The following is a 13,838-nucleotide window of genomic DNA, read 5'->3' on the forward strand; positions in this document are numbered from 1 at the left end:
TTTTGAATATTTGATTTTTTAAAATCAAATATTTGAGTAATGAAGTTTTGTAATCTAAAAAAAGGAGTTTTATTTATTTTATTAGTGTTGTCGTTTTCAGCCGGAAAAGCCCAAGCTATTAGAGGTTTCGGAAATGTTACAGCTTATAGTGTTAGCAATGATTTTAAAAAAGGTGCAATTGTCGATATTGGTGGGGGAGCAGAATTTGAGTTCCATCCTTTATTTAAACCAGAAGTAAGCCTTAGTTATTCTCTTATGGGACTCAACGATCAAGAGTTTTATGATTTTTACACTAATACTTTAGAAAAACTATCTGGAGATGTTTATATGCTAAACTTTAATGTAGGACCTAAAATATACTTTTGGTATAGCGGAGAAACTTTTGATACCGCTGCCTGCTCATATTACATAATCCCAAAATTAAACATGTCAAGAATTGTTGCTAATGGGAATTATCAATTTATAGATTATGACGATCCACAGAATAATTTAATTCAAAAAGGACACAGAGCAGATTGGCAGCATTCTTTTGGTTTAACTTTTGGAATGGAATTTCCAATATTTAATTCAGATGCTATAGCTCTAAGTGTTACAGTAAATAAAATTAATATGGGAAAAACTTTAAATAGACTTCCTTACAACATTACAGATTATGGCACTTTATTAGCTGGAGCAGGAGTTAGTTATTATTTTGGAATAAAAAAGTAAGTTAATTCTTTCTTTTTTGGAATGATTTTTGAATATTTAATTTAAAATTAAATATTTGAATGATGAAATTTTATAATCTAAGAAATGCTGTTTTATGCCTACTATTTTTATTGTGTTTTTTTAATGTTAAAGCTCAAGAAATGAGGGCTTTTGGTAATTATTCTATGTATTTTGGGAATAAAAATACTGGAACAATAAGAAGTGTAGAGGCAGGAATAGATCACGGAGATTTTCCATCATTAGCTTTTCAGCTTTCAGCAAGTTATTTAAACTCTGATAATAAAGACAAAGAACATTATGATTATGATAATTATGTTTTAGAAAAACTGTCTACAAAAGGTTCTGCTATAAATACTAGTTTAGGTTTAAAAGTTTATAATGTTTTTTTAAATCAGTATGAAGAAAAGACGTTTACTTATTATATAATGCCAAAATTGAATCTAGCGCGGATACGAGCAACAGAAAATTTCAGTAGCACTGATTATTTTTATCCTTCCCATTCTTTTGATGAAGAGCGAAGTATTTCAAGCTGGCAAGTTTATTTTGGAATAGAAATTGGCTATGAAATTTTTCTTTCTGAGAATAATTCAAATTCGATTGCAATTTGTGCTTCTTATAATCGAATAAATCTAACGAAAGGCTTAAGCAAGATTACTCATGAAAATTTTCAATATGAAAGACATGATAGTTTTGGAGTGGGACTTTCTTTTTATCTAGGAGTAAAAAAGCCATCAAAGAAATAAAAAGAAGAGAAAACTCTTAATTTTAAGAGTTTTCTCTTCTTTTTAAGTTATTGTTTTATATATATTCCAGGCATTAAACCTGTAGATTCAATTTCAGATTCTGATATTCGTATAAAACTAAATTTTTTGCTTGGTGCATCATTTAGGCAATTATACTTTATGCTATAATAATCTATTAATTCAACTTCCTGAACATTTGGATTTTGATAATTACCATACTCTTTTAAGTAATATCTTTCATAATCAAATATTTCAGTAGTAGCAGAAGTATATTTTTGCATAGGATATTTGTATAACAAATTGTCTTCAGTAAATTGAATCATTCTGTCTTTGTTGTCTTTCCAAGTTCCCTGAATCCAAACTGGCGGATCCATATATCGTGGTCCGTTGTATTTTTTTTCTTTATAATCATCATCTTTCGAACAAGAGATTAAGGAAATGAAAGCAAGTGATAAAAGGAATTTTTTCATGATTTGAATTTTATACAAAAAAATGTAGAAAATCTATACAGAAATAACCGTTTAGGACTTTTTTATAATATATTAAGACATTTTTGATTTTAAAAATTAGTCAAAAGAAACCCCCTTGTAAAATTCATTACAAGAGGGCAATATATTAAAAAATGAAAAAAACTATCCTTCGTCTTCTTCAGATTCTTTTATTGAAAGGTCGTGAGGTAATTCTTCGTCATCATCGGTTGAATTTAGTTCAAAAAAACTGAAGAAAGAACCGCCGTAACTTTTCTGAAACGAGAAATTACTCATATGTTCAAGTTTTGTATATTTTGAATGCTCAATAATCATCATTCCGTCATCTTCAAGCAAACCTCTTTCAAAAACTGTCAAAACAATCTTTTCAAAAGTCGCCTGATCTAATCCGTAAGGCGGATCTGCGAAGATAATATCGTAAGTTGTTTTAGAATTTTCTAAGAATTTAAAAACATCGCTTTTAGTTGCAGCAATATCAAAATCGTATTCTGACGAAACTTGTTTAATAAATTTAACGCAACCAAAATCACCATCAACAGAGGTGATAGGAGCGCTTCCGCGTGAAGCGAATTCGTAACTAATGTTTCCCGTTCCCGAAAAAAGATCTAAAACCTTTAAGCTGTCAAAACTAAAATGGTTATTCAAAACATTAAACAATGCTTCTTTACTCATATCAGTGGTTGGTCTCACAGGTAGATTTTTTGGCGGAAAAATTCTGCGTCCTTTGTATTTTCCTGAAATGATTCTCATGATTGAAATAAGATATAATGTTTTTGATTTTGAGCAGTTGTAAAATTGTTCTTTTCCTTAAGTTTAGTAACGTCTAGAAAAGAAATATGGCGAACATATTTGTAAGCAATTTCAAAATAAGGGTCATTTTCTGTAATTGTTCCCAGTAATTCTAATTTAAAACTTTCTGGGTTCAAACTCAATTGTTCAGCTGTAAATAGAACATAATAAATGAAATCTTCTGGTGTATGATATTCAAAAGAATTGAATAACAGAAGCTTTTGATTTTGAACCACAATAATTTCGAAATTCTCAGGATTAAAATTCACGATCATTTTCTTATCGTCATTATTGCGCGAATTGTCCAGAATTTTTTCGACCAAAATTGTATTAGCATGTTTGTAATCAAAAGATCCTACGTTGTCAATCAAGAAATTATTGATGTTTATGTATGGAATATAAACAGAATTCATTTGATAGTTTGGAATTTGATCGAAAGTGAAAAAATCCGTTTCAAATACTTTTTTTGTGTATTGAAGATAACTTCCTAAATAGTTTTCATCAAACAAAGCAGTTGGCACAAAAGTCGAAAGATTATTATTATGAATAACCATTACTTCATCGTAAGTCTCTTTTAATTCAGGATTATTCTTGAATGCCTCGCTAAATAAATCTTCAATTTTTGCTGTTTTAGTCGACGTGTCGAACTTTATTTCTTTAAAAGAAGTAATAATATTATTTAAAGTATCAAAACAGCAATATGAAAATCCAGTCAGTGAAACCTGAATAGAAAGTTTTCTGTAATTTTTTGAAGTAATGTTAGTATTTTGTAATGACATAGTTGATTTACAATTCGTTACCTGTTTTAAATCAAGAAAGAATTTAAGCGACCACAAACTTACAAATTAAAAAGGAACAATTATAATTGCAATTTCAAAAAACAATTTCAATCTAAGTTTAAAAGAAGGTTAAGAAAAAGTATATTTATTTGAAAATTAATAAGTTGTGTTTTTTATGAATATAATTTGCTTGTTTTTTTGAATATTGAGCATAATTGCAGGTAAATTTTAAAGTTTGGAATTTGGAATTTGATTCTTGGAATTTAAAATTAAAAAAGTCGACCTTTGTCTCTCAATATTACTTTATGAATTCTGCACAGTTTTACGGTATTTTACAAAAACGATTTCCTTTTGCTCCAACTTACAAACAGGATATTTTTTTTCAGAAAATTGCGATTTTTCTAACCGAACCTCAAAATGATACAATTTTCGTTTTGAAAGGATATGCTGGAACAGGTAAAACGACCGTTATTTCGACTATTGTCAATAATTTAGGCGACATCAACAAAAAATACGTTTTGCTTGCACCAACGGGACGCGCTGCAAAAGTAATTGCCAATTATTCAAATAACCCAGCATTTACAATTCATAAAAAGATCTATTTTCCTAAGAAATCTTCTGGCGGAGGAGTCGCTTTTACCAAACAAGTCAACAAACATAAAAACACCATTTTTATCGTTGATGAGGCTTCGATGATTTCAGACAGTACTTTAGACAGCGGTTCGCTTCTGGACGACTTGATTAATTATGTATATTCTGGAAACAATTGCAAAATGATTCTTTTGGGAGACACTGCACAGTTGCCTCCTGTGAATTTAGATATTAGTCCAGCGCTTGATATTCAGACCTTGGGTATTCATTACGATAAAGAAATCGAACATATCGAATTGGACGAAGTGATGCGTCAGGAAGAAAGTTCAGGGATTTTATACAACGCAACAGAATTACGTGAGTTATTGAAAGAAAGTTTTATAACCGAATTTAAATTCAATGTAAAGAAGTTTAAAGATATCGTTCGACTAACAGACGGTTACGATATTCAGGACGCGATTAATACCGCTTATAGCAACTATAGCATTGAAGATACTGCTTTTATTGTTCGTTCAAATAAAAGAGCGAATCAATACAATGAGCAAATCAGAAGCCGAATTTTATTTAAGGAAAGCGAACTTTCGGTTGGAGATTTTTTAATGGTTGTAAAAAACAATTATTTCTGGCTAAAAGAGACCGACGAAGCTGGATTTATTGCCAACGGTGATATTATCGAAGTTTTAGAACTTTTCGGAATCAGAGAATTGTACGGATTTAAGTTTGCGAAAGTAAAAATAAGAATGGTCGATTATCCACAGCAAAAACCTTTTGAGACGGTTTTAATTTTAGATACTTTGACAAGTGAATCGCCTTCTTTAACTTACGAAGAATCGAATCGTTTGTATGAAGAAGTGATGAAAGATTATGAAGATGAGCCAACCAAATACAAGAGATTTCAAAAGGTAAAAGAAAACGAATATTTCAATGGTTTACAGGTGAAATTCTCTTACGCGATAACATGTCATAAATCGCAAGGGGGGCAGTGGAATACGGTTTTTATCGAACAGCCATTTCTTCCAAATGGCATTGACACTGATTATATTAGATGGCTTTATACTGCTATGACACGTGCTAAAAATAAGCTATATTTGATAGGATTTAAAGACGAGAGTTTTGAAGAATAGTTTTTTAGCCACGAATTCACGAATTATTTAAACAAAAATCCGTGAATTCGTGGCTAACAATAAATGCTTTTGCAATGACAACACTAAACGACTTACATTCGATTTCATCTACGTTTTCGAATACCGATAAAATGCCAGTTCTGTTTTTAGGACATGGTAGTCCAATGAATGCCATTGAAGAAAATCAGTTTGTCACTGGATTTCGAGATTTGGCAAAAACACTTCCGCAGCCAAATGCTATTTTATGCGTTTCTGCGCATTGGTTTACCAAAGGAACAAAAGTGACCTCGATGGAAATGCCAAGAACGATTCATGATTTTGGTGGTTTTCCGCAAGCGCTTTTTGATGTGCAATATCCCGCACAAGGAAGCCCAGAATTAGCAGTTGAAACAAAGAAGATTTTAGATCCAGTTATGGTCGAATTAGACGAACATTGGGGATTAGATCATGGCGCTTGGAGCGTAATTAAACATTTATATCCAAACGCAGATGTTCCTGTAATTCAGTTGAGTATCGATTACACTAAATCGGGACAATATCATTTTGAATTGGCTCAGAAACTGCAAGCGCTTCGTTATAAAGGTGTTTTAATTATCGGAAGCGGCAACATTGTCCACAACCTAAGAATGGTTGATTTTAGAAATTTTGATAAAGACAATTACGGTTACGATTGGGCAATTGAAGCAAGAGAAACCGTAAATAATTATTTGTTAGACGGAAATTTTCAGCCGTTAATTGATTTCGAAAAATTAAATAAAGCCGTTCAATTAGCTGTTCCAACACCAGAACATTATCTTCCGTTATTATATACTTTAGGTTTAAAAGATAAAAACGATGAATTGGAATTGTTTAATGATAAACTTTTGGCAGGTTCGTTGAGTATGACTTCAGTAAAAATATTGTAATAATATTTTTTTTAAATTGTTTTCCAATCTTTTTCCATTTATGTGATAATGGTCTAAAAGTTATAATCTACACAATTTGTTTAAAAAATAAATTGGTGAGATAGTAAAATGTTTCATGCAAATTTGTTTATTTTTACATAAGTAATTGTTTGTCAGTTGATTATTTGGTTTGTATCTTCTTTTTTAATTAGTTTTTTAAATGCCTTTTGTGATTAACTGGTGATAATTTAAAAAATGATAGAAGATGATTACAAATTATGTAAAAGTGCGGCATCAGCACTATAATCACTGATAAAAGTAAGATGAATCCAAACAAAGCATTATGGGAAAAAGGCGATTTTACGCGCGTTGCAGAATCTATGAGAGAAAGTGGTGCGGAATTGGTTGCCAAAATTGGAATTAAAGAGAATAGTAACGTTTTAGATCTCGGCTGTGGCGATGGTACTACTGCAATACCTTCGGCAAAATTAGGAGCCAATGTTTTAGGTGTTGATATAGCAAGAAATTTAGTTGAAGCTGGCAATCTTCGAGCAAAAAAGGAAGGATTGGTTAATATTGTATTTAAAGAAGGTGATGCAACCGATTTGAATGAATTGAAAAATCAATCTTACGATGTTACGATGAGCATTTTTGGAGCAATGTTTGCTCCAAAACCTTTTGATGTTGCTAAAGAAATGGTTCGTGTCACACGACCTGGAGGTAAAATTATTATGGGTAATTGGATACCGGGAGATCCAACGTTGATTGCACAAATCTTGAAGATTAGTTCTGAATTTACACCACCGCCTCCTGAGGGTTTTGTAAGCCCAATGCTTTGGGGTATTGAGGATAACGTAATCGAAAGATTTACAAATGCGGGTGTTCCTAAAGAAAATATTTCTTTTGAGAGAGATACCTTTACATTTAAAGCAGCATTCCCACCTTCGGAGTGGCTAAATCGATTAAAAAATTACTATGGCCCAACTATGAATGCTTTTGAAGCTGCTGAACAAAATGGGAAAACTTCAGATTTGTATGCTAAACTTGAAGGATTAGTTAATAGCCAAAACAAAAGTAATGACACAAATTCTACATTAATTCCCGCAACTTATCTTCGTGTTACAGTTTTGGCTTAATTTTTTGTCTTAATAAATAAGACAAGAAAGTCGTTAAGAATAATCAATGTATTGTTTGCTAGTAGACAGAAAATTATTGAACATGATTTTCATCCTTTACAGAAATAGAAAACAGAAAATTTAAAAGTAATTTTTGCATATTTGCAAACACTTAAAACGGGTGAAAATTAAATTACTAAATTTTGAGTTTTTTAAACTCAGCAAAATATAAGAATGAAAATAATAGCGGTAATTCCAGCCAGATATGCTTCAACACGTTTTCCTGCAAAACTAATGCAGGATTTGGGAGGCAAAACAGTAATTCTAAGAACCTACGAAGCTTCAGTAGCAACAAATCTATTCGATGATGTTTTTGTTGTAACTGATTCTGATCTAATTTTTGATGAAATTGTTTCTAATGGTGGAAAAGCGATTATGAGCATCAAAGAACACGAATCAGGAAGCGACCGAATTGCTGAAGCTATTGCAAATCTTGATGTCGATATTGTAGTAAACGTACAAGGCGATGAGCCTTTTACAGAAGCAGAACCTTTAGCGCAAGTTTTATCGGTTTTTAAAAATGATCCAGATAAAAAGGTTGATTTGGCTTCGTTAATGCGTGAAATTACAAATGAAGAGGAAATCAATAACCCAAATAATGTGAAAGTGGTTGTAGATCAATCACAGTTTGCATTGTATTTTTCTCGTTCTGTAATTCCGTATCCAAGAGAGAAAAACGTTGGCGTAAGATATTTTCAGCACATCGGAATTTACGCTTTTAGAAAACAAGCTTTATTAGACTTTTACAGCCTTCCAATGAAATCTTTAGAAGCTTCTGAGAAGTTAGAGCAATTACGTTATTTAGAGTTCGGAAAACGTATTAAAATGGTCGAAACTACTCATGTGGGTATTGGGATTGATACGGCTGAAGATCTGGAAAGAGCGAGAGCAATGCTACGAGATATTTAATTAATTGATTTTTAATCATTATACACAATTTTGTCATCCTGAGGAACGAAGGATCACACTAGAAACTACGCATAGAATGTCGCCAATCTTTGTCGATTTACGAGTGTGATCCTTCGTTCCTCAGAAACAAAAAAAGCTCCAAAATATTGGAGCTTTTTTAATATCTAAAACATTCTAAATTACTGGTATAAAGCAGGGAATTTAGAAGGATTAACTTCATGCATCATATCGTAAATTTTCTCGTAAATATCTTCTGCAGAAGGTTTAGAGAAATAGTCACCGTCAGTTCCGTATGCAGGTCTGTGTGCTTTTGCTGCTAAAGTCTGTGGTTTGCTGTCTAAATATTTGTAAGCGTCTTGCTCTTCTAAAATCTGCTGTAAAATGTATGCTGAAGCTCCACCAGGAACATCTTCATCAATTACTAAAAGGCGATTTGTTTTTGCAACACTTTTTACAATGTCTTTGCTAATATCAAACGGAAGTAAAGATTGAACGTCAATAACTTCGCAGTTAATTCCTTTTTCTGCTAATTCATTAGCTGCTTGCATAACCAATCTTAAAGTTGATCCGTAAGAAACTAAAGTAATATCCGAGCCTTCTCTTAAAGTTTCTACAACTCCAATTGGTGTTTTAAATTCACCAAAATTTAAAGGTGTTTTTTCTTTTAAGCGGTATCCATTTAAACATTCAATTACCAAAGCAGGTTCGTCACATTCTAACAAAGTGTTATAAAAACCAGCGGCTTGTGTCATGTCTCTTGGAACCAAAACGTGAATTCCACGAATAGCATTGATAATCATTCCCATTGGAGAACCAGAATGCCAGATTCCTTCCAAACGGTGTCCGCGAGTTCTAATGATTAACGGCGCTTTTTGTTTTCCAACCGTTCTATATTGTAAAGTAGCTAAATCGTCACTCATGATCTGAATAGCGTACAATAAATAATCTAAATATTGAATTTCAGCAATCGGGCGTAAACCTCTTAAAGCCATTCCAATTCCTTGACCAATAATAGTCGCTTCGCGAATTCCAACATCAGCAACACGAAGTTCTCCGTATTTTTCCTGCATGCCTTCTAAACCTTGATTTACGTCTCCAATGTTTCCAACATCTTCACCGAAAATTAAAGTCTCAGGGTATTTTGCAAATAAGGCATCAAAATTATCACGCAAAATCATTCTTCCGTCCAAATCTGGTTTTGCATTTTCTGCATATTTTGGAAGAACTTTTTGTACTGAAAATACATTTTGAGCAGATTCTGAATGCTGATTGCTGCTGAATTTTTCTTGGGTTTCATTCAAGAAGTTTGTAATCCAGTTTGATAAAATAACTTTGCTGTTTGGAACTTCAATAAAACGAAGAATCTTTCTAGCATAAACCAATAATTCCTTTTTTAAAGGCGCTTTAATTGCAGCCAATTCAGAAATTAATTTTTTGATTCTATCTTTATGATCAATGCTTGCTTCAGCAATTTGTTCTAATAAATTAAGAAGATTTTTTTGTTCTTCTATAATTGGATTAATAAAAGCATCCCAAGCATATTTTTTAGCTTCAAGAACTTCTTTCTTTAATTGGAAATCAAGTTCTGCTAATTCTTCTGGAGAAGCAATATTAATGGCAATCATCCAAAGACGCATTTGGCGAATACAGTCAAAATCTTTTTCCCAAGCCAGTCTTTCTGCACTTTTGTAACGTTCGTGAGAACCAGAAGTAGAGTGACCTTGAGGTTGAGTTAATTCGTTAACGTGAATTAAAACAGGAATATGTTCTTCGCGTGCAATTGCTCCGGCTCTTTCATAAGTCGAAACCAATTCGGCATAATCCCAGCCTTTAACTCTAAAGATTTCATAACCTTTAGAATCTTCATCGCGTTGATATCCTTTTAAAATTTCAGAGATATTTTCTTTGGTAGTTTGATGTTTAGCATGAACAGAAATTCCGTATTCATCATCCCAAACACTCATAACCATTGGAACTTGCAGAACTCCAGCTGCATTTATGGTTTCAAAAAATAAACCTTCAGAAGTACTTGCGTTACCTATAGTTCCCCAAGCGACTTCATTTCCGTTAACAGAAAACTTATCTTTAATTGTGATTCCGTCAACTTCTCTATATATTTTTGATGCTTGTGCTAAACCTAATAATCTAGGCATTTGCCCAGCAGTTGGAGATATATCTGAACTTGAATTTTTTTGTTTTGTCAAGTCTTTCCAAGAACCGTCTTCGTTTAAACTGTGCGTTACAAAGTGTCCGCCCATTTGTCTTCCTGCAGACATCGGATCGAAAGCTAAATCAGTATGACCGTATAAACCAGCAAAAAATTGTTTTGCATTTAATTCGCCAATAGCCATCATAAAAGTTTGATCGCGATAGTATCCAGAACGGAAGTCTCCATTCTTAAAAGCTTTTGCCATTGCTAGCTGTGGAACTTCTTTTCCGTCGCCAAAAATTCCAAATTTAGCTTTTCCTGTTAATACTTCTTTTCGACCTAAAAGACTACATTCACGGCTTGTTACAGCGATTCTGTAGTCATTCAATACCTCAGTTTTGAAATCTTCAAATGTCAGTGTAGTATTGCTTTTTTCTTTTATCATCATTTTGAGAGGTCATTGTTTATGTCGCGAAATTACTTAAAAACAATCAATAATCATAATTCTTTAAACTAAATATAATTTAATTATTTGTATTCAAATTCAAAAAACTACGTATTTTTTTTAAGTGATTTTTATGTAAAAATTAATTTTGTTGATAATTTCGCAAGTTTTTGTTTAAAATTTATTTGATTAAAACCATTTTCGGGTAAAAAGTGTGACTAAAGTTTTTGGCGAAAAAGTGATTATAAATCGTATTTTTTCATTGTATTTAGGTTGTGATATTTCCCATCCGTTATTAGAATATACCGGAAAATAGAGTTCAAAGTAATCTGGAACCAAGTTTAAACGCACGCCACTATCGTACGCAAAAAACTCGCTTTGGTGTTTATTCTTTAAAAAACCAACATCTCCGTAAAGTTCCACCCAGTTCCAAACAGCATAACTAACATTTAAAGTTGTCATCCATTGGTTAGCATAAGATGGTTCTAATTGTGATTTAAAACCTCCCTCAGCAATTACATATTGTTGGCTAAAAAAACCAGTTGTTTCAGATCTTCCAAATAAGTTATAATCAAATAAGTAATCGGTTGGGCGATCCAAACCAAAGCTGAAATAATCTGAATTTGTCTTATTATATAGGAAAGCGCCAGCATATAATCGTAAATTTAGCTTTCGATTGTTTTGAAATAATCTTCTGTATTCGACTTCACCTGAAATTTTTCCGAATCCGCTTGAAAATTGTAAATCATTCATATAGCTAAAATGATCAATCAATTCTGTTTTGCTATTAACATATCGAGCATTAAAAACAGAATAATTTGGTTCAGAATTATCAGTAATATAGGCACTAGCCTCACGGTTTACTATTACTTGGCGAAATAGAAAAGTTTGTTTTCTATTGTCTCTAAAATCTTTTTCGCGAATGCGAAACACTACCATCGGATTCAATCTTAAATAAGTTGCATCGGGAGCGTAGTGAAAGTAATTTTGGCTAATAGAATAACGTACATTAAATAAAGTGCTATTTCTATAATACTGATTCCACGAAAAGGCTGAAGAGCCAGAAAATGTTCCAGCATTTATAGAGTAAGCAGGATTTATATCAAAATTAAAAGGCTTGTCTAAAATAGTTTTGTTCTGAAAACGAATTCCAGGCGTGAAACCATCATATAAATTATAATTCAGTGTTGGGATATATAAAATCTGATTGTAGTTTGGATCTTCTAAATCTTTAGCAAAATTAAATTTTATAGGGCGATTTAACGAAACATGTTTTAATGATTTCCAGTTGTTTCTCTGATTGTATTCTGGAACTTCATTGTCATAGTTAATTACAATTTTGTCTGCATTTTTTCTTTCAAATTCGTAAACAGAATCTTTGGTTTTAGGCTCAATCCATTCTTTAAAAACAACTTCATTTTTCTTAGTTCCGTAAACTGGAATAGGAGCGTAGATGCCTGTTTTACTTTTGACAGAAAACTTAACGCTATCTGCTGTTCTCGAAACATTAGTGAATTTATAATCTATAATATCGCGAGAATCAATAATTGTATTGAAAAACCAATTTATATCTTTCGGACTTTTTTGGGTTAAGATTTTTTCAAAATCATAGCGATTTGACTGTCCAAATTTGTTAAGATTATAAAACTCTTTTACACTTTCAGGAACAATATTATGATTTAAATAATCGTCTAAATAACTCAAACTTAAACCTGCGCGATATTTACTAGCAATTTGTTCGTTAAATTTTATTAGCGTGTTTTTAGGATCTCCCAGCGGCTGATCTAGATTTTTACGAGCCATCAGCATATAATAATAACTGTATTGCTCATTAAAAGTGATGTTTGTAATGTTATAACTTTTAAACAGTTTCATGTCTGAAAGTTTACCTAACATTTTCTGGTCTTTATGATTTTCTTCCATGTATTTCATCATGGTATAAATCTGGATTCCATCATAAACCCAATTGTCTTTTCTAGGATCTAAAGTCAGACTATTTTTGAGATAATTATTCAAAAATGTTTTTAAAAACTGAATTTCAAAGATAAAATCATCTGAAAACGGACTAATAAATGAAGGAAGCTGATTGAGTCCGTAAAATGGATTTCGATCATAATCAGCTTGAGAAACTGTTATTTTTTGATGTGGATATTTTCCAATAAAATTATTAGCAAAAGAAACTACTCGATCTATAATTATGGCTTTCTGGATTTCGTCAATTTTTTTGTTTTTCAAATTGGTTGAAACTTCTAATAATCCATTATCATAGGTTCTAAAAGTATTTTGTTTTTCGATGTAAAGGCTAAAATCAGTTCTATTTTTTCCTTCGAAAGAATAAATGCTGTAATCTTGGTTTGTGATATCTTTTGTAACTGGATTTAAATCGGTTACAATTGAGTATTGATTTGGAATTTTAATTTCAACTTCATAGTCAGTTACAGCATTAGCAATATCGTCTAAATTGAAATTGTTGTACTTTATGAAACGATGATTTTCAAATCTAGCTGGAGTTAAAAACCAATTTTTTAAAGCCATACCGCCATTTTGATCAAAACCAAAACGAGTGAATTTATCATTCGGAATTTTTACAATATAATTGAGATGTAAATCGATTTTTTCACCTGGAGGAAGTTTGCGATTTAATCTCACGATAATATAATCTGGATTTTCGGCACTTCTTTCCCATTCAAGAGCCATAAAATTGGAATCCATTAGATTTATTATGGTAGTTTTTCCTCTATCTGCAGCTTTTGCTAAATGAAAACCTCTGTAGAATTCGTCAGAAAAGCGTTTGGCCAGTGGTGTGTTTTTATCAGCAAATGCGTTGTTCCAATCGTTTAAAGTAATCGAAATTAAGGAATCGTTAGAAGTGTTATGATATGCAATGTCCTGTTTTACATTCAGTGTTTTAAGCTCAAGATTTACCGCCACTTCCATCTTAGAAAGATGTTGTGCAGAAAGTTTCATCGAACAGAATAAAACTAAAATGAGGCAAATAATTTTATAAAGTGCTTTCAAATAATGGCTTAAAAAATTAGCAGATATACTTAATTT

11 protein-coding genes are annotated in these 13,838 nt (G+C 31.9%); 6 read left to right on the forward strand and 5 right to left on the reverse strand.

All coding sequences use genetic code 11. The annotated features are described in order from the left end of the window. The first annotated feature begins 39 nt into the window (after positions 1–39). Both DM444_RS01895 and DM444_RS01900 read left to right on the forward strand, forming a co-directional pair. Entirely contained in the window at positions 40–708 is a 669-nt protein-coding gene (locus DM444_RS01895) for a hypothetical protein (protein WP_111283458.1), read from the forward strand. Between the two features lie 62 nt (positions 709–770). Next, the gene (locus tag DM444_RS01900; RefSeq protein ID WP_111283460.1) at positions 771–1,451 is read left to right on the forward strand and encodes a hypothetical protein; all 681 of its coding nucleotides are present in this window, start codon (positions 771–773) and stop codon (positions 1,449–1,451) included. Positions 1,452–1,498: 47 nt separating this feature from the next. On the opposite strand, the gene DM444_RS01905 is transcribed toward DM444_RS01900, so the two are convergent. The 3 genes from DM444_RS01905 to DM444_RS01915 all read right to left on the reverse strand — a co-directional run bounded on the left by DM444_RS01905 (position 1,499) and on the right by DM444_RS01915 (position 3,507). Beyond that, positions 1,499–1,921: a hypothetical protein gene (locus tag DM444_RS01905; RefSeq protein ID WP_111283462.1), complete on the reverse strand. Its 423-nt coding sequence runs from the start codon at positions 1,919–1,921 to the stop codon at positions 1,499–1,501. A gap of 162 nt (positions 1,922–2,083) precedes the next feature. Continuing rightward, positions 2,084–2,689, reverse strand: coding sequence for an RsmD family RNA methyltransferase (locus DM444_RS01910; protein WP_111283463.1), 606 nt, complete (start codon positions 2,687–2,689; stop codon positions 2,084–2,086). After that, positions 2,686–3,507: a DUF3822 family protein gene (locus tag DM444_RS01915; protein WP_111283464.1), complete on the reverse strand. Its 822-nt coding sequence runs from the start codon at positions 3,505–3,507 to the stop codon at positions 2,686–2,688. Before DM444_RS01915 ends, DM444_RS01910 begins: the two co-directional genes overlap by 4 nt. A gap of 305 nt (positions 3,508–3,812) precedes the next feature. Between DM444_RS01915 and DM444_RS01920 the strand changes: the two genes are divergently transcribed. From DM444_RS01920 to kdsB, 4 genes are all read left to right on the forward strand, one after another. Beyond that, positions 3,813–5,222 carry an ATP-dependent DNA helicase gene (locus DM444_RS01920; protein ID WP_111283500.1) on the forward strand — a complete coding sequence of 470 codons (1,410 nt, stop codon included), beginning with the start codon at positions 3,813–3,815 and terminating at the stop codon, positions 5,220–5,222. A gap of 74 nt (positions 5,223–5,296) precedes the next feature. Further along, positions 5,297–6,127, forward strand: coding sequence for a 4,5-DOPA-extradiol-dioxygenase (gene ygiD, locus DM444_RS01925; protein WP_111283465.1), 831 nt, complete (start codon positions 5,297–5,299; stop codon positions 6,125–6,127). Between the two features lie 302 nt (positions 6,128–6,429). Beyond that, entirely contained in the window at positions 6,430–7,242 is an 813-nt protein-coding gene (locus tag DM444_RS01930) for a class I SAM-dependent methyltransferase (RefSeq protein ID WP_111283466.1), read from the forward strand. Between the two features lie 213 nt (positions 7,243–7,455). Then, a complete protein-coding gene (gene kdsB, locus DM444_RS01935) occupies positions 7,456–8,190 on the forward strand; it encodes a 3-deoxy-manno-octulosonate cytidylyltransferase (protein ID WP_111283467.1) in 735 nt (244 codons plus the stop codon). 179 nt (positions 8,191–8,369) lie between these two features. On the opposite strand, the gene DM444_RS01940 is transcribed toward kdsB, so the two are convergent. Both DM444_RS01940 and DM444_RS01945 read right to left on the reverse strand, forming a co-directional pair. After that, positions 8,370–10,784: an alpha-ketoacid dehydrogenase subunit alpha/beta gene (locus tag DM444_RS01940; RefSeq protein ID WP_111283502.1), complete on the reverse strand. Its 2,415-nt coding sequence runs from the start codon at positions 10,782–10,784 to the stop codon at positions 8,370–8,372. 189 nt (positions 10,785–10,973) lie between these two features. Beyond that, a complete protein-coding gene (locus DM444_RS01945) occupies positions 10,974–13,721 on the reverse strand; it encodes a gluzincin family metallopeptidase (RefSeq protein WP_111283504.1) in 2,748 nt (915 codons plus the stop codon). Between the last annotated feature and the right edge of the window lie 117 nt (positions 13,722–13,838).

This window comes from Flavobacterium ginsenosidimutans (assembly GCF_003254625.1).
GTDB lineage: Bacteria > Bacteroidota > Bacteroidia > Flavobacteriales > Flavobacteriaceae > Flavobacterium > Flavobacterium ginsenosidimutans.